This window comes from Cellvibrio mixtus subsp. mixtus J3-8 (genome assembly GCF_000766945.1).
Classification (GTDB): Bacteria; Pseudomonadota; Gammaproteobacteria; order Pseudomonadales; family Cellvibrionaceae; genus Cellvibrio; species Cellvibrio mixtus_A.
This window is the reverse complement of the sequence record NZ_KN266207.1, coordinates 472,594-498,435: the sequence shown is the minus strand read 5'-3', so window position 1 is coordinate 498,435 and position 25,842 is coordinate 472,594. Positions and strand designations below refer to the sequence as shown.

21 protein-coding genes and 2 tRNA genes are annotated in these 25,842 nt (G+C 47.0%); 7 read left to right on the top strand and 16 right to left on the bottom strand.

Features of this window, described 5'->3' with window-relative positions; translation table 11 throughout:
- Nucleotides 1-30: 30 nt before the first annotated feature.
- The 4 genes from A596_RS07140 to A596_RS07125 are packed head-to-tail and all read right to left on the bottom strand — an operon-like array spanning nucleotide 31 to nucleotide 3,086.
- Entirely contained in the window at nucleotides 31-303 is a 273-nt protein-coding gene (locus A596_RS07140) for a YeaC family protein (RefSeq protein WP_039913436.1), read from the bottom strand.
- Nucleotides 304-326: 23 nt separating this feature from the next.
- Nucleotides 327-1,196, bottom strand: coding sequence for a rhomboid family intramembrane serine protease (locus tag A596_RS07135; RefSeq protein WP_235425636.1), 870 nt, complete (start codon nucleotides 1,194-1,196; stop codon nucleotides 327-329).
- Complete coding sequence (locus A596_RS07130; RefSeq protein ID WP_052417321.1) at nucleotides 1,175-2,185, bottom strand: metallophosphoesterase; 1,011 nt, start codon at nucleotides 2,183-2,185, stop codon at nucleotides 1,175-1,177. Before A596_RS07130 ends, A596_RS07135 begins: the two co-directional genes overlap by 22 nt.
- A 1-nt stretch (nucleotide 2,186) precedes the next feature.
- Nucleotides 2,187-3,086: an NAD(+) kinase gene (locus A596_RS07125; RefSeq protein ID WP_039913434.1), complete on the bottom strand. Its 900-nt coding sequence runs from the start codon at nucleotides 3,084-3,086 to the stop codon at nucleotides 2,187-2,189.
- 107 nt (nucleotides 3,087-3,193) lie between these two features.
- On the opposite strand from A596_RS07125, the gene A596_RS07120 reads away from it, so the two are divergent.
- Nucleotides 3,194-4,201, top strand: a complete 1,008-nt coding sequence (locus A596_RS07120) for a DUF1853 family protein (protein WP_039913433.1) — start codon at nucleotides 3,194-3,196, stop codon at nucleotides 4,199-4,201.
- On the opposite strand, the gene A596_RS07115 is transcribed toward A596_RS07120, so the two are convergent.
- The 5 genes from A596_RS07115 to A596_RS07095 form a co-directional block, all read right to left on the bottom strand.
- Nucleotides 4,156-5,292: a cyclic nucleotide-binding domain-containing protein gene (locus tag A596_RS07115; RefSeq protein ID WP_039913432.1), complete on the bottom strand. Its 1,137-nt coding sequence runs from the start codon at nucleotides 5,290-5,292 to the stop codon at nucleotides 4,156-4,158. The two genes, A596_RS07120 and A596_RS07115, sit on opposite strands and share 46 nt — an antisense overlap.
- Nucleotides 5,293-5,401: 109 nt before the next feature.
- Nucleotides 5,402-6,382: a 1-aminocyclopropane-1-carboxylate deaminase/D-cysteine desulfhydrase gene (locus A596_RS07110; RefSeq protein ID WP_052417320.1), complete on the bottom strand. Its 981-nt coding sequence runs from the start codon at nucleotides 6,380-6,382 to the stop codon at nucleotides 5,402-5,404.
- 67 nt (nucleotides 6,383-6,449) lie between these two features.
- Complete coding sequence (locus tag A596_RS07105) at nucleotides 6,450-7,817, bottom strand: hypothetical protein (protein ID WP_039913431.1); 1,368 nt, start codon at nucleotides 7,815-7,817, stop codon at nucleotides 6,450-6,452.
- A 557-nt stretch (nucleotides 7,818-8,374) separates the two neighbouring features.
- A tRNA-Asp gene (locus tag A596_RS07100) sits at nucleotides 8,375-8,451 on the bottom strand.
- A 36-nt stretch (nucleotides 8,452-8,487) separates the two neighbouring features.
- Nucleotides 8,488-8,563, bottom strand: a tRNA-Val gene (locus A596_RS07095).
- A gap of 229 nt (nucleotides 8,564-8,792) precedes the next feature.
- On the opposite strand from A596_RS07095, the gene A596_RS07090 reads away from it, so the two are divergent.
- From A596_RS07090 to trmA, 3 genes are read left to right on the top strand one after another with little or no spacing between them, the layout of a single operon-like run.
- Nucleotides 8,793-10,208 carry a two-component system sensor histidine kinase NtrB gene (locus tag A596_RS07090; RefSeq protein WP_052417319.1) on the top strand — a complete coding sequence of 472 codons (1,416 nt, stop codon included), beginning with the start codon at nucleotides 8,793-8,795 and terminating at the stop codon, nucleotides 10,206-10,208.
- A 41-nt stretch (nucleotides 10,209-10,249) separates the two neighbouring features.
- Nucleotides 10,250-10,975, top strand: coding sequence for a hypothetical protein (locus tag A596_RS07085; RefSeq protein WP_039913430.1), 726 nt, complete (start codon nucleotides 10,250-10,252; stop codon nucleotides 10,973-10,975).
- Between the two features lie 57 nt (nucleotides 10,976-11,032).
- Entirely contained in the window at nucleotides 11,033-12,115 is a 1,083-nt protein-coding gene (trmA, locus tag A596_RS07080) for a tRNA (uridine(54)-C5)-methyltransferase TrmA (RefSeq protein WP_039913429.1), read from the top strand.
- Nucleotides 12,116-12,123: 8 nt separating this feature from the next.
- Here the strand turns inward: trmA and A596_RS07075 are convergent, their stop codons facing one another.
- A complete protein-coding gene (locus tag A596_RS07075) occupies nucleotides 12,124-12,633 on the bottom strand; it encodes a GNAT family N-acetyltransferase (protein WP_235425635.1) in 510 nt (169 codons plus the stop codon).
- 42 nt (nucleotides 12,634-12,675) lie between these two features.
- Entirely contained in the window at nucleotides 12,676-14,199 is a 1,524-nt protein-coding gene (locus A596_RS07070; RefSeq protein ID WP_039913428.1) for a DNA recombination protein RmuC, read from the bottom strand.
- Nucleotides 14,200-14,327: 128 nt separating this feature from the next.
- On the opposite strand from A596_RS07070, the gene murI reads away from it, so the two are divergent.
- Nucleotides 14,328-15,197 carry a glutamate racemase gene (murI, locus tag A596_RS07065; protein ID WP_084128119.1) on the top strand — a complete coding sequence of 290 codons (870 nt, stop codon included), beginning with the start codon at nucleotides 14,328-14,330 and terminating at the stop codon, nucleotides 15,195-15,197.
- 104 nt (nucleotides 15,198-15,301) lie between these two features.
- Here murI and A596_RS07060 read toward each other — a convergent pair whose 3' ends face one another.
- From A596_RS07060 to A596_RS07040, 5 genes are all read right to left on the bottom strand, one after another.
- On the bottom strand, nucleotides 15,302-15,613 hold the full coding sequence (locus A596_RS07060; protein WP_039913426.1) for a BON domain-containing protein: 312 nt from the start codon (nucleotides 15,611-15,613) through the stop codon (nucleotides 15,302-15,304).
- A gap of 58 nt (nucleotides 15,614-15,671) precedes the next feature.
- Nucleotides 15,672-15,830 (bottom strand): DUF3309 family protein, encoded by a 159-nt coding sequence (locus A596_RS22640; protein WP_039913425.1) that lies wholly within the window; start codon nucleotides 15,828-15,830, stop codon nucleotides 15,672-15,674.
- 82 nt (nucleotides 15,831-15,912) lie between these two features.
- A complete protein-coding gene (locus A596_RS07050; RefSeq protein ID WP_039913424.1) occupies nucleotides 15,913-16,671 on the bottom strand; it encodes an OmpA family protein in 759 nt (252 codons plus the stop codon).
- Entirely contained in the window at nucleotides 16,668-17,075 is a 408-nt protein-coding gene (locus A596_RS07045) for a DUF4398 domain-containing protein (RefSeq protein WP_052417317.1), read from the bottom strand. The genes A596_RS07050 and A596_RS07045 overlap by 4 nt, the downstream gene beginning before the upstream one ends.
- A gap of 630 nt (nucleotides 17,076-17,705) precedes the next feature.
- A complete protein-coding gene (locus A596_RS07040) occupies nucleotides 17,706-19,127 on the bottom strand; it encodes an MFS transporter (protein ID WP_039913422.1) in 1,422 nt (473 codons plus the stop codon).
- Between the two features lie 392 nt (nucleotides 19,128-19,519).
- On the opposite strand from A596_RS07040, the gene A596_RS07035 reads away from it, so the two are divergent.
- Both A596_RS07035 and A596_RS07030 read left to right on the top strand, forming a co-directional pair.
- Nucleotides 19,520-22,237, top strand: a complete 2,718-nt coding sequence (locus A596_RS07035; protein ID WP_039913421.1) for a PD-(D/E)XK nuclease family protein — start codon at nucleotides 19,520-19,522, stop codon at nucleotides 22,235-22,237.
- A complete protein-coding gene (locus A596_RS07030) occupies nucleotides 22,237-25,836 on the top strand; it encodes a UvrD-helicase domain-containing protein (protein WP_084128117.1) in 3,600 nt (1,199 codons plus the stop codon). Before A596_RS07035 ends, A596_RS07030 begins: the two co-directional genes overlap by 1 nt.
- Nucleotides 25,837-25,842 lie beyond the last annotated feature (6 nt).

Genomic DNA, 25,842 nt, shown 5'->3' with positions numbered 1-25,842 from the left:
GAAATCCTGATTCACTAAAAGGAAAAATAATTACTCGACCCACTTGATGGGTTTGTCGGTATGCGCATGATCGTGGTCGTGATCATCATCGCCGCAATAAGTGTGAGGCTCAGGCGGGATATAACCTGTGTGTTGGTCAGGCGGTAAATTCTTATGTTCGTAGGCGATAACAGCTTGCATACATAACTGGCGTTGCTCCGCCGATAAACGATTGCCATCCGGCCATTTACCCAGCTCTACAGCGCGTTTTAAATTCTGGTAAATTTCCGGCGTGAGGCTGGAAAGCAATTGTTGTAAATCCATAGTGCTACCTAAATCAATAAAACTTAATGGCGATAAAAATGTTTGGTGGCGAGCGCATAAACAGCACCGGCAATTAATCCCCCCAAATGCGCAGCATTCGCTACCGAGCCGTCAATAAAATAATCCACGGCACCGCTCATACAGAGCACCAGCCAAAACAACATAAAACCGATTAATGCACGCGGGACTTGCATTAACGGGTGATGATCAAATTGTTGACGCACGGCAATAAACCCGACCAGTGCGTAAATAAATCCTGACATGCCACCAAAATTGATAGTGCCACTCCACGCAAATTCAGCGAGGTTCGCTGCAACCGAGGTGATTACAAAAAAGATCAGGAAGTGTAATTTTCCCTGGAAATATTCCATGCGTCTTCCCAAGTCCCACAACCAAAGGCAATTGAATAACACATGGAAAATAGTGAAATGCAAAAATGCCGGCGTTAATAATCGCCAGATTTCCCCACTGCTCAGGGCAAATTTCAATGGTGTAAATTTGAATTCATTAAATAATGCCTGGCCGAAATAACCATCTACCAGAAAATACCCGAATACACTCAATGCAATCAGGCATAACACGATGGGAACTTGAATTGCCTGCTGGAGCAACGAGGGTGGCGAATAACTAACCACGCCTGCTGCAGGTGCAATCTCCAGATTAACAGCGCCTTGGGAATACTGCGCAAGGAATTCCTGTAATGCGGGAATTACCGCTTCATCCAATACCCAGAGACACTGTTGGCCCTGTTCTTCAGTAATACGGTGTTGCAAACCGCGCGCGCGCAAATAATTGCTCAACTCGCGCAAATCCTGATCCAGGGAAAAATATTTAACGGCTATCCAGTTCAAAATAACGTGACCATGATTAGTTAAGGATCTACATAGACCCATACAAATTTATCCGGTTGCAATTGTGCCTCACCGTCCATGCGATAAGCCACCAATCGCCCGAATTTAACCGCACTATAATCCAGGCAAGCCAGGTTGTGGGCCAAAGGGCTGGGAGTGCCTTTCAACCAATAATGGCCGATAAACAACGGCGGCTGGGAGCTGTCGTAATACACCATTTGCGCGCGATGTTCAGCGCTGATCGGCGACCTGGCGATGTGATCAGGAATGGGATCAGGCTGGAATAGCAGTTGACCGTAAGTTTCAGCGGTATGCCCCCAGAATTTGGTGCGAAATGCACGCCGCTGGTAGCCATCGGCCGAGACCATGATTTCGCCTTCCGGCAATGGCAAATCTACACCACCGGTCAAGCGCTGTTTGGTAATGGCTTCGAGACTGCCTTTTTGTGCCGAGTTGATGACGAAGGGCCAATCGATATGCCCATCGCCATAACGGCGGCGATGCTGGTCGATCAAGGCATGATCCCAACAGGCGTGGACCGCGCGAAAAACCTGGCGGGTGAGCGGATGTTCAATCTCAAGAAAAAGCGGCAATTCAACAAACCACCGCACGAATGCCAGCCACTCTTGCAAGTTGTTACTAAATTGTTCGAGGGTTTCAGCGATCTGGCGCGCGTTGCCAGGCGTATGGGGCCGCAGATATTCGCAGGAACCGGGGCCAGCGGGTGTTGTGTAGGTAATCGCATTGAATTCATGGTTGCCCAGAACCATCAGCGCGCTGCGCGCTTCCACCATATCGCGCGCCAAATGCAGGGCTTCGCGAATACGGGGGCCGCGATCTACCACATCCCCCAGGAAAATAACCTGACGCCGGGGGTGGCGATAGGTACCGCGCTGCTTTTTGTAGCCCATTTGCTGCAGCAAGCGCTCCAGGGTTTGGGCGCAACCGTGAACGTCACCAATTAAATCGTAGCCGTAAGCCTCGCCGGGTTGCGGCTGGAGGATCGATTTAAAGGGTGAAATTTCGGTCATATCATTCCTTTAACAGGTGACCACCCCACCCCAATTTGGAGCGGCAGCGCTCATAAAAGTTGTAATCCTGTGGATGCAACAATTGCAACAACTGCGGCTTTTTACGGATACGGATTTCGTCACCGGTTTGCACATCCACATGGGAATGACCATCGCAGGTAACCATAGGTTCAGCACGGTTATGCTCGCCGACGAGAATGGTGATTTCGCTATCTCCCGCAACCACAATCGGGCGACTGCTGAGGGTGTGCGGGTTCATAGGCACCACGACGATGGCATCCAGCGTCGGGTGTAACAACGGCCCGCCACCACTTAATGAGTAAGCGGTAGAACCTGTGGGTGTAGACACAATCACCCCGTCAGAGCGTTGGCTGGTAACGAATACGCCGTCGACACAAATTTCAAATTGCAGCATGTGGATGAATTGGCCAGGGTGAAGCACAACATCATTAAATGCATCGGCGGTAGCAATAATAGCGCCGTTACGTTTCACTTCCATATCCAGCAGGAAACGCAATTCCGCTTTGTAGTTTCCGGACAGTACCTCATCGACTTTGAGTTCAATATCTTCCGGGGTAATGTCGGTTAAAAAACCCAAGCGACCGCGGTTAACCCCCAACAATGGCACATGGTATTTCGCCAGTGCACGTGCCGCACGCAGCAAGCTGCCATCGCCACCGACGACAATCACCAGATCGCACACCTGCCCTATGCTGTCCATATCCATAATACGCCGGGCGGCTTTCACCATGCTCGCATCGCGAATGAGCGCGGCAGTTTCAGCCTCCAGTACAAAGTTCTTGCCGCGTTGCTGCAAGAAACGAATGAGGAGTTTAATGGAGTAAACCGCGCGCTCGTTATTGAGATGGCCAATCAGGCCAATCGTTGAAAAATGAGTCATAAATCATCCACTGCGTCTGCGGTTGCATTTTTTGGTTGCGGTCATTTGCCTGACCACCCTTTGTTTCAGGCTATTATAGCCAGCGAAGCTTGCAAGGATTTAACTTTATGCAACCAATCCCCCCTCATGATGACAAGATTGCCCTGCATCAACTGCAGCATCAAGCAGTTCGCGATTTGGCCTGGTGCTGTTTTAGCGCGCCAATGATGAATGAGCTACCTGGTACATCAATCACCATCCTGCCCTTTGACAACCATTCATGGTGGCCGTGGTTGCACGCACTGGATCAGGATCCGCAAAAATTACTGGATCATCTCAGCCAAATCAAAAGCACACGCCTTGGAATTTATTACGAAGCATTGTGGCATTTTTATTTTTCCCATCATCCTGATTGGGAGCTTTTGCACCATAACCTGCAAATAGATCGCAATGGCATTACATTGGGGGCATTTGATTTTTTGTGTCGTAAAGGCGATGAATATTGGCATATAGAAACAGCGGTGAAATTTTATTTATCCAATGCTGCCAACCCATTGGCCGCGCACGACTGGAAATTTTGGGTAGGGCCTGAAGGTAAGGATCGCCTGGATTTAAAACTGAATCATCTACGCCAGCATCAATTGCCGTTGCATCAAACCGACGAAGCAAAACTACAATTAAACCAGCACTATCCCCAGGTTAAGACCTGGCAGACAGGGCTGTGTATGCAGGGCTATTTGTTTTCACCTTCACACCTTCAGCATCAACCCGCCTTTAGCAATGCACAACATGGTCGCGGCACTTGGTGGCATTTGGGTGAGTTTTTGCAAGGCGCCTTAAACTCGGCTGATCAACGCTGGCTGGTTCTTGAACGCCAACACTGGCTGTCTCCTGCGCAGCGAACTGGTGAAGATGAATTACTGACAACAGAACAATTAGCAGAAAAATTATTGCGGGAAATTACAGAAACAAAAAGGCCGTTATTAATCGCGGCCATGAAGAAAAAATTGCTTCCGATAAATAGCAAAAATCGACGTGAAATCTGGATGGAATCCGCACGTACATTTATTGTTGCCGATGATTGGCTGGATCACCCGGTGCGCCCCGGCAATGCGGCACCGTCACGCAAAACATAATTTCGCCGATCCACCATCAATTCCTTACCCGCGTTACCGAACAGGCTGGCGCAATTTTCCAGCGCCAGGGTTTTATAACCATGTTCCGCCAATAAATAGGCGGCAGCCCGACTGCGACGACCGGTATCACAATAGAAAATATACAGGTTATCTTTATTTAATAAACGGGATTTGATCGCCAGAATATTCAATGGAATATTCACCGCTTTGGGAAGGTGGACCTCACTGTATTCGTCTTCGCTGCGCACATCGACCGTAACCACACCTTTCGCGATCTTTGCTTCCAGCTCATTAAAGTGCAATGTGGAAACGCTTGGCTCTTTCAGCAAACGATAAAAATCCTGCTTCTCCAGACGCATGAGCACACCATCGGTGCGCATCATTACCGTCGCATTGCGCACAGTTTCATTTACCAATGCATCCTCACCGAAACAGCGGCCTACGCCAATTGTTGCCAAATGTTGCCGTTTATTGTCAGAGTGACTGGTTACATCCGCCTCACCTTCTTTAATGAAATAACACTGCTCCCCCATCTCACCTTGACGAATAATGACATCGCCGGCATAAACGACTTGCGGTGTTAAGCGCGAAAAAATTTGCTCGACATTCAACGGCGGCACTTTGAAAAACAGGTTGGATTTCAATACCGTCATCATCCAATCGACGTCTTCATCCAGATCCCGTTCGCGGGAAATAATCAATTGTAAATAATCAGCTACCTGGCTCCAGGTGAGCATTTTATCCAGGCGCTCACTATCGATGCGCAACACACTGCAATCTGTTTCAGCGATAGCAGTCACCTGGCGCGGCTGTTGATGAGCAATGGGAAAGAGTGAGCTACGACCCTTAATACGGGTGCGATTACCCGCACCATCAACCAATGCAACATCACCATGCAGCAGATAGACATGCCGGGCATCATATGAGCCGGCATTGAATACGGTTTGTCCTGCGCAAACGACTTCAATCAAAGCATCGTCAAGCAGCGCTAATAAATGGCTTTCACTCATATCCTTCAAAGGAACGAGAGTGCGTGTCAAATTCAAATCAAATTCAACCGGTGCGATTTGAACACTTTTTTGAGCTTGCATAACCACTTCCTTCAAGGAGAGAGCCGATTCCGGGGTTTGGTAAAGGCGAGATAAGCAATACCAACACACCAACAACTTTTATTTTCCAGCTATTCATCCATGAGCCTGATCAAGGGCAAACAAAACCTCTTCGCCCCTGCAAACCACCGCTGTGAATAGCAACAATACGTGAACCGCGAGACCAATATCCTTGTTGTGCCAAACAGTGAATTCCCCAGATCATTTTCAAGGTATATACCGGGTCCAACGGAATTCCGGTCTCACGCTCAAATGATCGCCAGAAATCAAACAAGTAAGCCGGGTGCTTTTTGCCATAACCACCGGCATGGAACCCAGAAATCAGACGCCAATTAGCAGCAGATTTCACACTCTCAGCCTCGCCTAATCCCCTGCTGGCACATAAATCCGTATAAGTCTTTGCAATGCCCGTACCTAAATCACCATCACCTTTAAGCACCGAGAAACCAAGTGCCGGTTTATCGCTACGGCCGGCAGCAACCAAACCGGCAGCTAAACCTGCGAGGCTGGTTCCAGTACCGCAAGCGACGCATACCCCAGTATAGCCACCCTTAAGTTGAGCCTCTAAGGCTTGCGTGGCCAGGCTCATACCGCGCGCACCGAGCAAACCCGCACCACCCTCGGGAATTAGATAGAAATCGCCAAATTGGCGACGCCAATCGCCCAGCAAATGGGTCAGTGTTTTTTGGCGATACTCATCGCGACCAATAAATACCAGTTGCATCCCGGCCTGTTCTGCATCAATCAGGGTGGGACTCAACAGCGTCGGACGCGCCCCACGGACAATACCAACGGTAGAAAAACTGTAACGTGCACCCGCCATTGCCAGCGCGTACAAATGGTTGGAATAAGCACCACCGAAACTCAGCAATCGGGTATGCCCTGCCTCGCGGGCTGCACGCAGGTTATAAAACAATTTGTAGGCCTTGTTACCCGATAACCCGTCATCAATCAGATCATCGCGACGCACCAGCAACTCTATACCACGGTTCGCCAGCTCCGCAGTGGTCCCAATATGCAGTGGGACTGCACATGCAAGCCTATAAAAATCACTATCAGAATCAATTACCACTACTTACAAAGCCTGTCTCATTACTGCATATTTGCGGACAACTTTACATCAGATCACCAACCTGTCTTTAGCGGCGTTCAGCGACACGAGAATAAACCATAGACTGATGCTGGCTACAACGATCGCTTTCACCAGGGTGAAATTCAAAAGGGGTCTCAATCAACGATATACTGCGCCCGCAAGCATGTCCTTTAGGATCAACCGCATTGCAACATGGCGATTGATGATGTTCCAACCAGGCCAAATAAATGGCTTCACTGACACCAGCCTTATTCGCCGCATAGCCCTGGGGATCTTCCAGATAAACTCCAATATCATCCAGCGGAACTGCCGCCTCACCCAACCCTGGCATGAAGGTCACCAGATTAACGCCGGCTTTGGTCAGGCGCGCAAGCAATTGATCACCACTGTTTTTCAACATTTGCTGTTGTTCGCGCTTTAAATTAACAATTTCTTCTTTAAGGGCAGTTTCATTTTGGTGTCGATAAAATAATTCCACCTCACGCATATCCAGCATTTCGCGCAGCTCAGCAGTGGCCGCTCGAATTTTAGCATCCATTTCCAGCGCAAAATTCTCCTGCAGCATCTGGATTTGATTGGACTCGCCCGATTGCGCCGCTTTCAATTTATGTGCGAAATATTCGCGCATACCTTCTATCTTATTCGCTTGCGCATCCAACCCCTCCTTGAAAGTGCGGTTACGCTCTTCCAAATCGCGATTTATTTGCTCATATTCCTGGCATTTTTGCTGATAGGCCAATACCCGCTGCTGGTGTTCATGCTGCATCCCGTGGACTTTGGCCTGATGCTGGTTCATCAAAGTAGCAATACGCAAACGCTGCTCCTTGATTAACAGCGCCATCTTGTCACGCAACTCCTGGGTGTAATGGTCATGGAGCTTTTTCTCAAGCACCGCCTGTTCACGCGCGTGATCCACTACCGGTTTTGCTGGTTGCTTGCCAGCTTTGGCTTTTTCAACGTTTGCAGGCTGCTTTACTACCAATCCCAGGCGATTACTTTTGGCGGCTTTGCGCAGGGCAACAAAACTACTGCCACCACTCTCCATAATCGGATCCCACAGATTTTTCTGATGCCAGGCAATAGGACATTGACTGTAACAAGCCAGCTTAATCGCTCCGGCCCCCATATCAGGACCAGTCCCAGTAGCATCTATTAACTGGCGCAAAGGCACATTCCAGCGGCGATCCACCATACCGGCAGCATCAAAGGAAATCAGAAAAAACACAGCACCAGTGACGCGCAGCGACTGGTCAATCTGCACATATACCGCCCTGGCAGTGGCACTGGCGAAATCGGGAAAAGGGATGAAACCATCCAGAACGGCCTCAAATTCGGGGTAGAGTAACTCGCGGGAAATCTGTGCATCCTGAAACAGGAAAACCGCTTCATGTAGTTCTGCGGTAGGGTTGGGCATAAGTAATCATCTCAAGCCAAGCGGAAGAATACTGTCAGTATAAAAAAGCACTTAAGATGAAAACGTGAACAACTACCAGCAATGATGACTTTCGCGCAAATTTGCGGTCCATTCGACGAAAAGATAATCAAACCATACAGATATCAAAACCTATGGTTATCAATTTTTGAAAAAATTTACAGGGGAGTTATGAAAAATGAAGGTTAATCAGAGGGAAAGCACCACGAGCCTGCAGCAAATTGCTGCATAAGCCCGGGTTAGATATCAGAATAATCATCAACGGCGTCATCATCGCTATCGTCGTACAGATCATCCAGCAGGTCTTCAACATAGTCTTGCATAGCATTACTCCTTTAAGTTAATAGAGAGGAAATAAACCTCTTCTCGACAGACAATCTAATTGACCTGTCGTTCCGGAACTTTACTCCCTGATTCCTAAATTACCAATCGCAGATGACAATTTTATGTATATCGTTTTTTATTAGCTAATGCCCCAAAAGCCAACCAAAAAATATATGCAAATAAAAAAGCCCGCACAAGTGCGGGCTTTTGAATAGTGGCGGACCGGACGGGGCTCGAACCCGCGACCTCCGGCGTGACAGGCCGGCATTCTAACCGACTGAACTACCGGTCCGCGAATGACTCTCTACAACGAATAACCAAAAATAATTGGTGGGCGGTACAAGACTCGAACTTGTGACCCATGCCTTGTAAGGGCATTGCTCTACCAACTGAGCTAACCGCCCCTCGTTGAGAGGTGCGCATTCTAACGAATCTGGCTGATGTGTCAAACATTTTTTAGCGAGAAATTTAAACTTTTTCGAAATTGCCTAAACCTTCAGCAATATCGGACAAAAAGCCAACAAAAATGCGAGCAATCAACTAAAAATTTAGCGGTACCGTCAATCAATCGATATATTGCGTTATAGCGACTACATTATTAATCCAACAAAAAATCGTCTCACTGAATCTGGTATGGCCCCAAACACTGTCACCGAAACCCTGGCTACCACCCTGCCACCTAACGAGCCGGGCTCATGGATGGGAATGCTGGTAATTTTTTTGCTGATCCTGCAAACCGTATTAATTATCGGCTTGCAGCGCAGCCGTTTGAGCAACAAACGAGCACGCAAAGCCCTCAAGGAATCACAAAAAGCACTCGAAGAAAAAATTCAGGACCGCACCAAAAGTTTGCATCGCATCAATGATTTATTAATTGATGAAGTCGCCCGGCATGAACAAACCGGTCGTCAATTACGCGAAACCAAGCTCTATTTACAAAGCATGATTAACTCCATGCCCTCAATTATTATCGGTGTAACACTGGATGGAGAAGTTACTCACTGGAACGCCGCCGCCGAAAATACTTTCGAAATTTTTTCCAATGAAGCATTGGGCCGCAACATCACCGAGCTCCTTCCGTTATTTCCGGTGACGATTAATGTCATTCGCGGTTCAATTCGTGGGGGTGAGCCTTACTCCATTCAGCACACACAACATCAGGAAGATGAAAAAAAACGCTACTTTGAAATCACGATTTATCCGCTCATCTCCAGCAGCGAACAAGGAGCTGTAATTCGCGTTGATGATGTCACCATGAAAGTCACGATTGAAAATTTAATGATCCAGAATGAAAAAATGTATTCGCTGGGTGAAGTCGCCGCAGGCATCGCACATGAAATTAATAACCCTCTCAGTGTTATTTTGCAAAATGTACAGAATATAGTGCGCCGCACTGATAGCCATTTTGGAACCAATCGCGAACGTGCCAATGAATTGGGAATTGATGTTGAAAATATTGATCGTTATCTAAAAGCGCGCGAGATTCCAGCCATGCTCGATTCAATTCGCGAAGCGGGTGAGCGTTCAGCAACGATAGTGCGCAATATGCTGGAGTTCTCACACAATTCACAACGCAAAACCAGCCTGATAGATGTAAAACATTTAATAGAGCAAACCATCGCCCTTAGCCGCAGTATTCAACTTAAAAATTCAGAAAAAATGGGGCTGCAAGTCATCACGGAGTTCAGCGAGTCCTTGCCTGCTATCAGCGCGTCTGCACCTGAATTGCAACAGGTGTTACTCAATTTATTGCGCAATGCAAAACAGGCATTACAAGGCCATAATACTGAAAATCCCAGCATATGGGTTCGCACTTATGCGCAGGACAATCAACTTGTGATCGAAGTACAGGACAATGGGCCAGGTATGAACGATACTATTCGGCAGCACATCTTTGAACCTTTTTTTACTACTAAGGATGTGGGCTCGGGAACAGGCTTGGGACTCTCCGTTTCTTATTTCATTATTACTGAACGCCACCAAGGAACGATTGATGTAAAAACCGCCCCCGGTAAAGGTAGCAATTTTATTATCAAACTACCCATTTAGCCGGCACAGGCCATTAACAATTTTCAATCGGAAAAAAATAAATGAAAACCAAGGTAATTTTATTATTAGGCAGTGCCCTATTAATTCAGGGATGCGCAACACAAACACCAGTAGCCGATAAAAATAGCCTGGAAAAAGCAGCAACCCAGGTGTTAAGCGAAACCGTTTATTACTCGCATCTGTTTTCGAGTTGTGCTGCACTGGGTGGCGAGATAGAAGTTGACGCCATCAGCAAACAACAGGATTGGCTCAACACCAATAACCAACTTATATTGGCAGCAGATCAATACTACAGCCAGCAACAAGCGGCCAGTACTTTTGATTACCAGGGAAAAACACTTGCACCTGCCGCAATTAAACTTGCATTGGAATCAAGAAAACGCGCAATTGATGAGCTATCCCTTGCGCAACGTACGCCCGCGAACAAAGTCAAAACCTGTGAATTCCGGTTAAATAAAATAAATAACCAAACGATCAAGCTAACGCAAAATCCAGCCATAGCGGCCACGGAAGCGGAACTATTAAAACACCTTCCATTGAATCAATCGCCCGGCGATATACCAACCCTTGCCGGAGGTATTTCCGAAGTCACTCCTGGCGCCACCTATTTTCAATTGGTAAAAGCCCATGAATCAGCCTGCGCTGCCCCCTACACCCTCACCATTGCAAACCAATGGCCGCGGGAAGCCTATGCTTATTTTTGCGGGGATGCAGCCATGGAAGTATTGACCTGTGAATGGGGCAAATGCGAGTCGAAGAAGTTATAATGGGCGCAAACGGGCTATGCTGATGCGTAGCCCGACTTGCTATCTGATGAGCCCGCTATGACCGTTAATGATTTTTCCGCTGCAAGCTACCAACAACAACTCCACGACAAACTTTCCCGTATCCAGAAAGATTTTGCCGAATTTTCCCTGCCTGAAATCCAGGTATATCCCTCTGCGGAAAAGCACTATCGCATGCGTGCCGAATTTCGCGTATGGCATCAGCAAGACGTTACCAATTACGTCATGTTCGATGAAGCCAAGCGGCCCTACGCTATCCACGAATTCCCAGTTGGCTCTGCCTTGATGAATCAATTAATGCCTAATCTGCTTGCGGAGATTAACGCGAGCGAATTGCTTCGCCACAAACTTTATCAGGTGGATTTCCTGACCACTCAACGCGGTGAAGCATTAATCACATTGATTTATCACAAACCATTAACCGACGAATGGCTTGCAAAAGCAAAGTCAATCAAACAAAAACTTGATGTCGATATTATTGGCCGCAGTCGTAAACAACGCTTGCTGGTAGAACGCGATCACGTCATTGAACGCATGCACGTGTTGGGGCGCGATTATTTGTATCAGCAGGTAGAAGCGAGTTTTACCCAACCCAATGCCGGTGTGTGTGAGTCCATGTTGAGCTGGGCAGTTAACAACAGTAAAAATAATGGTGGGGATTTATTGGAACTTTATTGCGGCAATGGCAACTTCACGCTGCCGCTATCGCAAAATTTTTCCAAAGTGTTAGCGACCGAAGTGGCAAAAACGTCTGTGGAATCAGCCCAATTCAATATTGCAAAAAACAATATTGAAAACATCCAGATCGCACGTATGTCGAGCGAAGAATTTTCGCAAGCAATGGATGGTGTACGCGAATTTAATCGTTTACGCCATGTCAACCTGGCGGATTATCACTTTTCAACGATTTTTGTAGATCCCCCGCGCGCTGGCCTTGACCCTCATACAACCAGCATTACCCAACGCTTCGACAATATTATTTATATCTCCTGCAACCCGGCAACACTACGTGAAAATTTGCGAACAATAACCGAAACTCACACCATCAAGGCATTTGCGCTTTTTGATCAATTTCCCTATACACATCACGCCGAGTGCGGCGTGATATTGCAGAAAAAATAATTGTTATTTCACACAAAATCTTGTGTCATATAAAACGCCGGCCCGGCATAGGTAGCCAAATGCTGCTGTTGGGCTGGCGTCAACATCAGAAATTCCCTGAACCCCAATTTTTGCCAAAACCCTTTTGAATCCTGTACCGAGACCAGAGTTGCACCGCGTAACGCGCGCCGTTGTGCTTGCTCTAACGCATATTTCACCAACCTGGGACCGAGGCCAAAACCCGCAGCGGTTGTGCTGATTGCCAAATCATGCAGATACAAATGGTCAGCATTTAACTTATGCGAAAAAGTTTCACCCCACGGCGTTACATAACCATGATGAGATAAATAACCTACCAAATAACCGCACACGCCTTGTTTACCCTCTACAACCCAGGAGGTATCCGGCACTGCATTAAAACGTTCAATGATTACATCGTCAGTTTCCAGAATCTCATCAACATACGCCTCTGCTTGAATACGTATTACGCAAGCAAGATCACTGTATTGCATAGCGCGGCAAAAAAAATCGTTACTCATTACTGCATTGTCCGGGTTTGATAACATGAGGCGTTAAGGTTTTCACGGATTAGGATCTTCAGGGCTCTCATCCGGTAATAACTCTTCGGATTCAACACCTGCATCGTCCAACAAATGACTGGCAATGGATTTTTTTGTTTTTGCACCTAATCGGCGAATATCATCCACACGCTTCACCAAATTACCACGGCCGGAATGTAATCGTTCACGTGCCTTGGTATAAGCTTCCTGGGTTTTATTAAGGGAATTGCCAATCGCGTCCAATGAATCCAGCAGCAATACAAATTGATCATGCAAAGCCCCTGCTTCTTTGGCGATGCGCTCGGCATTTTTATTCTGCTTTTCATAACGCCAGATATTTTCCACGGTGCGCAACGTCGCCAACAAGGTGGTCGGGCTTACCAGTACGATATGGCGATCATAGGCTTCGCGATACAACGCAGGTTCATGCTGTAATGCCAGCATGAACGCAGCTTCAATAGGGATAAAAATAAATACAAAATCGAGCGCCTTGATACCTTCGATTCTTTCATAATCTTTAATGCTCAAACTTTTGATATGATTGCGCAGCGACTGAATATGTGCGGCCAGATATTGTTTGCGCTCGACCTCATCGTCGCTACTGCAATATTTTTCGTAATCCACCAGAGAACATTTGGCATCAATCACAATGTCTTTGTTTTCAGGCAAATGGATAATAACGTCCGGCATTAAGCGGCTGCCATCAAAACGGGTAAAGTTCACCTGGGTATCGTACTCACGGCCTTTTTGTAACCCGGATTCCTCCAGTAAGCGTTCCAGCACCACCTCACCCCAATTGCCCTGGGCTTTGGTGTTTCCTTTTAATGCCTGGGCAAGATTCACCGCATCTTCACCAATTTTTTGTGCTTGTTTTTGCAGCTCCTGTACTTGCCCTGCCAGGCGGTTACGTTCTGCATTTTCTTTTTCGTAAACGTCTTCCACTTTTTTTCTGAATTCATTGAGCTGGAGCTTTAATGGGTCCAATGTGCCATCCAGCAGGGTTTTACTATTCGCGCTAAATTGTTGTTGTTTATTTTCAAAAATCCTATTGGCGAGATTTTCAAATTCTTTCGCCAAATCCGCTTTGGCATTTTGCAACAGCGCAAGCTGCTCGGCAAAATTTTTACGCTCCTGCTCAAGGCGGGTCTGTAAACCGGTTGCATTTTTTTCCAACACAGTGAGTTGTTCATCTTTACGCAAGGATTGTTGTTGTAACAATTCGAAATGACGGGTTTTCTCGCGCAAGCTTGCAGCCTCCTGGCGAGCATCGCCCAATGCATGTTGCAACTCCTGCACTTGTTGCTGGCTGCTGTGAAATTGATTTTTAAGCTCAGCAATATTCAGCTTTAGCTGGCCATTCTCATGTTGCAATACGGATTCACGTAGCTCATTGGCATGCTGTAACTGTTGGTGCGAAGCCTCCAATTGGTAGGTCTTGGCCAAGATCGCTTGATCCTGGCGACGCCCAAGCAACCAATAGACGATAAGCGCCCCAACCACCAACCCTGCCAGACCGGCAACAAGCACGATAAAAGATGAATTCACAAGCACATTCTCCCGCTCAATCACAAAGCAGCTAGGCATTATCAGGCCGGGCCGTTAAAATCGCGGCCATTTTAGCAATAGTTGCTGACTTACAGGCTATTGGATTCCCCTTTTCCATGAGTAAACCCATGAGTAGTGCTACTCAAACGAACAAACCGCGCGTTTTGGTATTTGATTCAGGTGTGGGCGGCTTAAGTGTTGCCCGTGAAATCCAGCAACGATTGCCCGGGTTACCGCTTGTTTATGCCTCGGATAATGGCTTTTTTCCTTATGGCACCAAAGGGGAAGCCGAGTTGATTGCGCGGGTGGATCTGGTCATTCGCTCATTACTGCAACGATATCCAGTCGATATCCTTGTAATCGCCTGCAACACTGCTAGTACCCTTGCTTTGCCCTATTTGCGCAGCCACTTGGATTTACCCATTGTAGGCGTTGTGCCGGCGATAAAACCTGCAGCAAAATTGAGTCGATCCGGTGTGATTGGCTTGTTAGCAACACCGGCAACAGTAGCACGGCCTTATACCCATGAATTAATTCGCGAATATGCACCACAATGCGATGTAATTTCTTTAGGGAGCAGTGAGCTGGTACAAATTGCAGAACAAAAATTACGCGGCGAAATTATTGACCATAAACGTATTGCACACATAACACTGCAATTAATGGAACATGAAAAAGCAACACAGATGGATGTTCTGGTTCTGGCTTGCACTCATTTCCCACTGCTTAAAGAGGAATTATCAGTTTACTTGCCGGAGACGGTTCAATTGATCGATTCGGGGGAAGCCATTGCCCGCCGGGTAGAATCATTATTAGGGAATACTGTTCCTAACGATAATCACTTTATCGAAAATGACTTTCCTGAAAACAATTCCATTGAAAATACCTCCATTGAAAACATTGCCGTTTTCACAAAAAAGACAACTGAAGCTACACGCCTTGTGCCAGCGCTCATTCATTTCAATATTCATCAGATAGATTATCTGGACCTTCAATAAAACAAAGAGTCGCCATATCCTATGACGACTCTTTGCGGGTGAATTCCTTCTACGGATTAACTCCTTTGCATGACAACCTACAACGGTATTGTGTTAAATCAATATCACTTCACACGAATATCATTTTTTACTGATTTCACACCTCTGACATCGCGTGCAACTTGCTCCGCTTTGCCAATATGTGAACGATCGGCAACAAAACCACTCAGTTGCACCACACCTTTAAACGTTTCCACCTGGATTTCAGTCGCTTTAAGCTCATCATCTTCAACAAATGCTGCTTTCACTTTGGTAGTGATTACCGCATCGTCAAAAATTTCCCCAGTACTTTTTTCTTTGGAAGTTGACGCACAGCCCGTAACAGCCAATATAAAAGCCAGGAAAATAGCAGTGATAGAATAATTAATTGCTTTCATAATAAACTCCTTATTACCCATAGATGGTTTAACAATAAAATATAAAAATTAGTTTATGTCAGACATACCCCAGTAGGACCAGTATCAACAAGATGACCACCACCAAGCCTAAACCGCCACTTGGACCGTAACCCCAATTTCGGCTGTGCGGCCATGCCGGGATGGCACCAATCAGAATGAGGATTAAAACAATTAATAAAATTGTACCTAGTGTCATGACAATCTCCTTCGCTCAATTAAAGGTTAAAACCATTTTTCAAAAAATCCTTTTAGGATTACTACCTTGTTAAACATCAGGATTAATTTGCAATAACAATTTCAACCCTTCTATTCATCTGACGCCCGGAAGACGTGTCATTACTGGCAACAGGTAAACCTTCACCCTTACCAACGGCGGTGATTCTGGTGGGGGATACACCCGCGCTAATTAAAAACGCTTTCACTGAATCAGCGCGACGTTGTGACAATTCCTGGTTATAACTATCACTACCCACACTATCGGTGTGCCCCTCAATAACTAGCGCGCGTTCAGGCTGCTGATTAAGAAATGCGGCCAATTTTGAGAGGTTTGCACTGGCACTGCTTTTTAAATCGGATTTGCCCGTTTCAAACAGTACGTCCCCCAATGTCACAATCAAACCGCGTTCAGTTTGTTTTGCATTGAGCTCTGCAATCTGACGACGCAATGCTTCTGCTTCCTGCGTACGCGCATCCAATTGTGCAGCGGTAGCCTTTTCACCTAATCCTTTGCGTTGGTCTTCCAGGTAGCGCGCTTGTGCCAATGCTTTAGCAGTATCCACCTTGCGATCAGCCAGGTAAACAAAATGCTTACTCAGTTCTTTGTCATCGAGTGGTTCTTCCGCTAAGCGCACAGCGGCGTCTGCATCTTTAATAGCAACAGGGGCACGCGTGGCCAGCTGTGGATCCGACTGCAATTGCGTCAACTTGCTACGCACTTGGGCTGCACCATCGGGCACTTTTGGCCCGGCACATCCAACGATTAACATTGCCGAGAACAACAGTGAAATTGGCGCTGCAAACGAATTTAGCGGTTTCATAGTGTGCCTCCTGAAGTAGAGTTGCGTTGCAATTCCTGCTGAAGTGTGTTGATGTTTTTATTCAACTCATCATTCACTTCCTGTGCTTTTGCTGCCTGCGCCTTGGCGCTTGCCAACTCAGCATCTACACGTGCTTGCTCCGCTAACCGCGCTGCACGCACCATTTCTTTTTCCACTACTGCTACACGAGCTGCTGTTAGCTTTTCGCGTGCTTCACCTAATTCCGGTGAGGCATAATCGGCAACACGTGCTTGCTCCGCATTGGCAATTGCTGATTCAGCAGCTTGCAATGCTTCATTAGGTGCCTTGGGAGTGGAGGCACAACCAGCTAAAACACCGCAAAAAACAACTGCGGAAAGCAATGGTAGATATCCTCTGTTCCCATGAGTAGAAAATTTATTCATGGTGATATTCCTCTTGAAATTAACCTGCTCAGTAGAATGACAGTCGTGTTTTACGCGAGTTCCAGCGACTAATGGCTCGAAAGCAAGCTCCGGAGACATACGAAAATGCAAAATAAACAAAGCGACATGAAAATATTTATTTTTATTGAGTCAACGCACTGAATAACGCTATTTTTTGAAATGTAATTTTTACAAGGATAATAGGACGCACCAAAAAAAATACGCAAAAAAAATTTCGCGGACTTTGTGCTTTCAGGAAAATAATTTGAAGGAAATGGTAATCGCGAGCATTTGAGGTTATCCCAATAAACGCAATTCATTCTCGCAAAGCCGGGGAATAGTCCACTCCTCGTATGCGCCCGGCAGGGTTTTACCCATCATGGTTTTGGCAGTCATCTTGTTATTATTACTTAACGAAATATCACGCTCGTCATATAAGAAATGAAAATGCCTGTTAATTATTGAGCTGGTTAATAAAGCGAAAAACTGAATTGCACAAAATCCCGGTCACTGATGAAACTTTTTGCAGTAAAAATTTTTATCAAAACAGCGGGAAAGCAAACACATCCACATAAAAAAACCGCCACCATTTCACTGGCGGCGGTTTTTTGACAAGTAATCCGATACGGATTAAAGATCAGTAATCGGTTTGTATTTAGGTACCAATAAACGCATCACGAACCAGGCGATTAAATAGGCAGTTGCACAAATAGCAAACATAATCGTGTAACCCATTGCGACATTACCGGCTTTTTCAAAATGGTCGAATAATCCACCACCCAATTTATTGAGCAGTACACCACCCATACCCCCGGCAAAACCACCGATACCCACTACCGAGCCCACTGCCTTTTTGGGAAACATATCAGACACCGTGGTAAAAATATTCGCTGACCATGCCTGGTGGGCAGAAGCGCCCAACGCGATCAACAAAATTGGAATCCAGACAGAAATGTGCCCCAAAGGCTGTGCCAGCAACACCACTAATGGCACCAGTGCAATCACAAACATTGCTCTGCGACGCGCATTAAATACATCCATGCCTTTCTTGATGAAATAGCCCGGGAAAGCACCGCCGCCGATGCTGCCGAACATTGTCAAGGTATAGATAAGTGCAATCGGCAACGCAATTTCGGTTTTTTCCATACCGTGCTGGGCACTCAGGTAAATAGGCAACCAGAACAGGAAGAACCACCAGACGCCATCCGTCATAAACTTACCAAAGGCAAATGCCCAGGTTTGTTTGTAACTCAGCAAAGTGAACCAGGACGTTTTCACGCCATCATCAACCGCTTCAACCGCTTCCACATCGGAGTTGATATAAGCGCGCTCGGAATCGCTCAGGCGTTTTTGTTCGCTGGGCTTGTCGTACCAAATCCACCAGAAAGCAATCCACGCAAAACCGATAATCCCCACAATAATAAATGCCCATTGCCAGCCCCAAATCACGCCAATCACAGGCACGGTCAATGGAGCCAGGATCGCCCCCACATTTGCACCGGAGTTAAAAATGCCTGTTGCAAAGGAGCGCTCTTTCTTGGGGAAATATTCCGCCGTCGCTTTGATTGCAGCCGGGAAGTTGCCCGCCTCACCAAAAGCCAATACCGCACGGGCGATCATGAAACCGGCTACTGAATAAACAGTAATGGCCGCCGCACCATTCACTGTGCCGTTGGTTTGATCGATATCCGCCAAACCAACCCAGCTCAACAGGGTATAAAAGCCGGCCCCCATTTCGTAAGCAAATGCATGGATTGCCGCACCAAAAGACCAAATTGCAATGGCGATGATATAGCCATTCTTGGTGCCGAATTTATCGATAAAACGACCTGCAAAGATCATTGAGATCGCGTAAACGAAAGTGAAGAGCGCAGTGATATTGCCGTAATCGTTGTTGTTCCAGCTGTAAAGGTGCATCAGCTCAGGGGACAACAGGCTTAAAACCTGACGATCAAGATAGTTAACAGTAGTGGCAAAAAACAACAGACCACAAATGGTCCACCGGTAATTACCAACACCAACAGATTGCTGGGGAATCGTTTGCTGGTTCATAAGGTCACTTGCTTATAGTTATTGAATACAAAGGGAATCATAGCTGCACGACGCAATAATGCTAAAAGATGCGCTGATGAAACACTCACCTGTTTGTATTGACCCTGGGTGCCGCGGGTATCCGCGTCCTTACCGATGAAATTCTGGTGTCGCTTATTATGGAGCGGAAAATTAGCATGTTTCCTTTGCCCAAACAAGCCACAAGGGGTGTAAAGTCTTTATCAAACAATCACTTATACAGCGGCTTATAACCAAAAAAGTGTTGCATCGACAACAACTGTCCATCGCGTTCAGGGCGCATACAATAGGGCTTAACATCAGGGGAGGAGTGAAATACCGGAGAGGGATTTAAGGCATAATGCCCAACCAATTCCCTGCAATTAAAAATCATTATGGTTGATACTTATTTCGACATAACCCCCTACCTGCACGCTATCCGCAATGGCGAATTAATCATCACTGCCAACAACCGGCTGCGCAACCATATGTTGCGCGCCTATGGTAAACAGCACGAACAAAACGTGTGGGCAAGCCCGCGCATTTATTCACTGAGCCAATGGATCGAACTGAACTGGTCACAATTGCAACGCCGCGCTTATACACCGGCAGCACAGCAAATTATTAATAACCTGCAACGCCAATGTTTGTGGGAAAAAATTATCAGCCAATCATCCCTGGCTGCCGCACTGTTGCAGGCGGAACCATTAGCACAAGCTGCTGATAGTGCTTTGCGCAACCTGGAACTTTGGCAACTAACAGATGAAGATGTACGCGTTGCCGAGCCACAATTAAATGTAGCCAGTAACAGTTATTGCTGGCTCACCTGGTTAGGTGAGTTTCGTGCGACGCTCGCATCGTCAGGTTTCATTACCCGGGAAAATGCCATCGCCATTGTGGTGGAAGCGTTTAAAGAATTTTTAATTCCGCAGGAAGGCATTATCCATCTCACTGGTTTCGATGATATTCCCCCGCTACACCAGGATTTGATCAACAGCGCCTGCCAGCAATTAAATACCATTAAAACCGAAAATCATTCGGCAAAACTATTGCGCACTGAAACCAATACCAGTGAACAGGAGATTCGCACTGCAGCCCTGTGGAGCAAAAACCAGCTGGAGCAAAATCCCGAAGCGATGATCGGGATTATCGTGCCCAACCTCGGTCAATGTCGCGACCAGGTGGAACGTATTTTTGTGGAAGTATTTGAACCACTTGCCTTATTACCTGATCAGCCGCGCTACACCCTGCCCTTTAACTTTTCCGCCGGTACACCACTAGGTACCACACCCATTATTGTTGCAACCCTGGATTTACTGGAGTTGCAAAAATCCAGCTGGGACCTGGAATCCATTTGCCAGTTATTGTTATCGCCTTTTTTTGGCAAGGCCGATGATGAATTGGTATTGCGCACCCACTTAATTACCACCTTGCGCAAGCTGGGAAAATTTACAGTTAGCCTGAGTGATATTCGTTACCACTGTAAAAAAATTTCTGAACAATTAAATATCACTGAAAGTGATGACAGTTTAAGCAGCCGCTTGAATCAATTGGAAAATTACCGGCGCCAAACCTACGGCAATCACACTGCGCAATACTGGAGTGATTTTTTTCAACTGCATTTACATTTACTGGGCTGGCCGGGCACACGCCGGTTGGATAGCCAGGAGCACCAGCAGCTCAGCCAATGGAATAGTTTGCTGGAAAATTTTGTGCAGCTCGATAACACCGGCGTCCAATTTTCATACCTCGCCGCGGTTCAGCAACTGCGTACCATCGCCGGCAAAACGCCGTTCCAGGCACAAACTCCGCACTCTCCGATTCAAATCCTCGGTGCACTGGAAGGTGCCGGTTTGCAATTCAGCCATTGTTGGGTAATGGGTTTACACCATCGCCAATGGCCGCCGGTTCCTGCACCCAATCCATTATTACCAACCAATTTACAGCGCACACACAAAATGCCCCATGCCAGCGCGGAACGCGAATTGGAATTTGCGCGTGCGCTCACCGCACACTATCGCCAATGCGCGCCCCTGGTGATATTCAGTTCGGCACACAGCGATGACGATAGCGAACTCAGCCCCAGCGCATTAATTCGTGGCTGGCCATTAACACCGGTTACCCGATTAATTGCCAATGAACAGACCGCCAGCAGTCAAAACTATCAGCAAATAGCAGCCCGGCAATCGTTACAAATGGTTAGCACAGCCCAGGCACCGGAATTAAATATCGCACATGAACCCGTGCGCGGTGGTGCAAACTTATTTAAAGAACAAGCCGCTTGTCCATTTAACGCGTTTGCGCGTTTACGGTTGGGCGCAACACGCATTGATGACCCTGTTTCGGGCTTTTCACCCATTGAACGCGGAAATTTATTGCATGATGCCTTGGCAATTATTTGGCGCGAAATAAAAACCCAGGCGAATTTATTAGCAATGGATGAGGTTTCTCTAATCACCCTGGTGAATGCTATTACACAGGCGACTGTCGATAGCATTAAACAAAAACGCGGTACCAGCATTGGTGTTGTATATGCGCAACTCGAACAAGAGCGTTTGCACCACTTAATTCTGGAGTGGCTCGCGCTGGAAAAAATGCGCCCGGCTTTTAGCGTTGTTGCAATTGAACAGGACGTTGAAATTACCTTTGCCGGATTACCCTTGAAATTACGTATTGATCGCATTGATGAGCTTGAACACAGCGGCGAATTAATTTTGATCGATTACAAAACCGGTCAACCCGGCATTAAAAGCTGGCAAGGCAATCGCATGGACGAACCGCAATTGCCCCTCTATGCCGTTACCGCCAGCAATCCAGTAGCGGCTATCAGTTTTGCGCAAATTAATGCAAAGGCAATGAAATGGCTTGGTACCGGTGAGTTGCAAATCCAGCACCCCGGAATTGACACCGGGAAAATCAGTTGGCAGGAACAAATCGATATCTGGTATCAGGATTTACAACAACTGGCCCAGGCATTTATTCATGGCGATGCCCGTGTGGATATGAAAAATGCAACAACAGCCCAGTATGCAGAAGACTTATTACCGCTCAACCGCTTGCTGGAACAGGATGCCCTAGAAAATTTCCTGCGCGCTAACGGAGGAGCAAAATAATGTCGCAATCAAGTTTTGATTTTGATTCATCCGTGGGCAGCTCGCCGGCAATAGCAGAGAATCAACCCATAGACCAACAGGTTCGCTTCGATGCATTAAATCCACACAAATCATTTGCGGTATCAGCACCTGCCGGTTCCGGTAAAACCGGTTTGCTTACGCAACGGGTACTGACGCTACTTGCTTATTGCGAACAGCCGGAAGAAATCCTGGCGATTACGTTTACACGCAAAGCTGCAGGTGAAATGCAGGACCGGATCATCCACGCACTCTGGCAAGCTGCCGAGCAGCCACAACCGCAAGACCCTCATGCTGTGCGCACCTGGCAGCTCGCACAAAAAGTATTGGAACGCGACCGCGAACTGCAATGGAATTTATTACAAAGCCCACAGCGTTTACGTGTACAAACTATCGATAGCCTTTGCCGCTCCATCACCAAACAATTGCCACTTGCCAGTGGTATAGGTGCTCAACCGGATACGCTCGAGGATGCAGACCAGGCTTATCGCCTGGCCGTGCGCGAATTATTTAAATTACTCGAACAGGATTCGCCCTTTCGCGACGATTTAATTCGCTTGTTGCGCCATATGGATAATAACCTCGGTGCAGTAGAAAATTTATTAACCAGCCTGCTCGCCAAACGCGAGCAATGGCTAAGTGTGTTACTGCAAGCACGCCATGAAGATGCACGCCGCTACCTGGAAAATGTATTGCAATCAGTTATTCGCGAGCACCTGGAATTAGTTGAAGCAGCATTGTTATTACACAGCAGCGAAATCAGTAGCATTGCCGACAGTGCTGCCAATAATTTACAACAGGAAAGTGAACGTAAAAATCGCATTCATGAATTGCTTGGCCTGGACGGTTTACCTGCAACAGAACCTGAAGCAATTCCGGAGTGGCTGGCAATCGCAGATTTACTGCTAACCAATAGTGGCACCTATCGCGCACGCTTGACCAAAGCCGAAGGCTTTCCCGCTGGAAAAGAAAATGCAGAGCTAAAAAATCGCTTTAGCAATTTAATCGCTGCGATTATGGATACCTCGCCCAATGCCGAACAATTGCTGCAAGAAATTCGCTCCCTGCCCTTGCCCCGCTATGCGGAACACCAATGGCAGTTACTGGATAGCCTCACCAGCATCCTGCCCATTCTCGCCGCGCAACTTACATTGGTCTTTAAACAGCTCAGTGCAACTGATTACACCGCCATTAGCCAGGCAGCATTAATTGCATTGGGCGATGAAGATTCACCGAGCGATTTGGCGTTACAACTGGACTATCGCATTCGCCATATTTTAGTGGATGAGTTCCAGGATACTGCCAGTCCGCAACTGGAACTGTTGCGAAAATTAACCAACGGTTGGCAAGCAGACGATGGGCGTACACTTTTTATTGTGGGCGATGGCATGCAGAGCTGTTACGGTTTCCGCAATGCCAACGTGGGATTATTCCTGGATGCACGCCAGCAAGGCATAGGTTCTGTCGCATTAGAAGCGTTGGATCTGCGCGTAAACTTCCGCTCCCAAGCTGGTGTCGTAAATTGGGTAAATACTATTTTCCAACATGCATTTCCCGCACAGGATGATATCAGTCGCGGTGCCGTAAGTTATTCCCCTTCTGTCGCATTTAAACCTGAGCTTGATCGTGAGTTATACGGCGATGCGGTGCAATTTCATATCAGCAGCTATTCATCTGAAAAAAATGATGATGAAGAGGATGAAAATTTTTCCCGCTATGCAAACCCGCGGCAGGATGCCCAGTGGCAGGAAGCAGAAAAAGTCGTTGCGTTAGTGCAACAAGCACGCACGCAAAATCCGGATGGCAGCATCGCCATATTGGTGCGCACTCGCACCCATTTACAAAAAATCCTGCCAGCGTTAAGCGCAGCCGGATTAAGTTATCAAGCCACGGAAATTGATCGCCTTGCCAGCCGTATGGTAATTATGGATTTATTATCGCTGACACGCGCCTTGCTCAATCCGGCAGATCGCATTGCATGGCTCGCTGTATTGCGGGCCCCCTGGTGTGGATTGGATAACCATGATTTGCATCACCTCACCATTACACCACTAAATGAATTAAATCCGCGCGTACATGAAACTGCTTTTGGTGTTATCTGGCCACAAATACAGCATTACGCAAAAATCCCCGGCATTAGCAATACCGGCCAGCAAATACTCAAGCGTGTTGTTCCGTTATTGCAACAAACACTGGCGGAGCGTTATCGCAAACCGCTACGGCAATGGATCGAAGGAATATGGCTGGCGCTGGGAGGGCCTGCCACATTACTGGATGAAAATGATCGCGATAATATCCAGAGTTTTTTTGCGCTACTGGATAAACACCAACAAGGTGGAAGCATTGGCGATTGGCAAGTATTCCATCAAGCCATTGAACGTTTATTCGCGGCCCCCAGAGCTGATGCCGATGCACGTTTGCAAGTAATGACTATCCACAAATCCAAAGGCCTGGAATTTGATACGGTGATTATTCCCGGCCTGGACCGTAGCGCGCGCAAAGACGACAAACAATTATTGCTCTGGCAAGAACGGATTAACCATCAGGGCGAGAAACAATTGTTACTCGGTTCACTCGCACCTACGGGTAAAGAAGAGGATAGCCTTTATACCTTTATGCGTCGCGAGCACGAAAAACAACAAGCGTTTGAATCTACTCGCCTGCTCTACGTTGGCTGCACACGTGCGATTAAACAATTACATTTAATTGCGTGCATAAACACCAAAGAGGAAGAGCTGCAAGCGCCGGCAAAAAATTCCTTGCTGCATAGTATCTGGCCGCTGGTAAAACCACAGGCAATTATTTCTATCAGCGATACCATTGCATCCACAACAGCCGAGCGGCAAGATTCAATCAATACGACACAACCGGGCTTGCAGCATATTTTGCGTTTACCTCCGCAATGGCAATTACCTGAATTGCAAGAAATAACACTATTAAAAAACTATCGCGGTCATGAATATAATTTGGATACAGGTGAAGGTGGCAGCCCAGACCCACAAGAAAATCCACTCAACCTCCCTGACCTGGAAACCACTGCCGCACGCCTTGCACGCCATACGGGGACAGTGATTCACTCAGCCCTGCAAGCACTCGTGGAAAACAAATTAGTCACCACAACCGAACACATCCAGGCAACAACCTTTATCAACCAGCAAACGCCTTTCTGGAAGGTCCAATTGCAGCAGCTCGGCTGGAATGGTGAACATTTAAACCATGCCCTGCAAAAAATCGCAGCAGTAATCACCAACACACTCAATAGCGAAACGGGCCGCTGGCTTCTTAATAGTAACCACCAACAAAGTGCCTGCGAACTATCGCTAATGCAACGGGATCAACAAGATGTGAAAGAATCCATTATTGACCGGACTTTTATCGCCGATGGAATCCGCTGGATTGTGGACTACAAAAGCAGTGAACCGGAAGCAGGCCAAACGATAGAGGATTTTTTTGCACGGGAGCTGGAAACTTATAAAAGGCAGCTGCTACGGTATAAAAAATTAATCACAGCAACCGAAACATTACCGATTAAAACGGCGCTTTATCTGGTAAGTTTTGGAAAACTGCTTGAGATCGCATAAAAATAC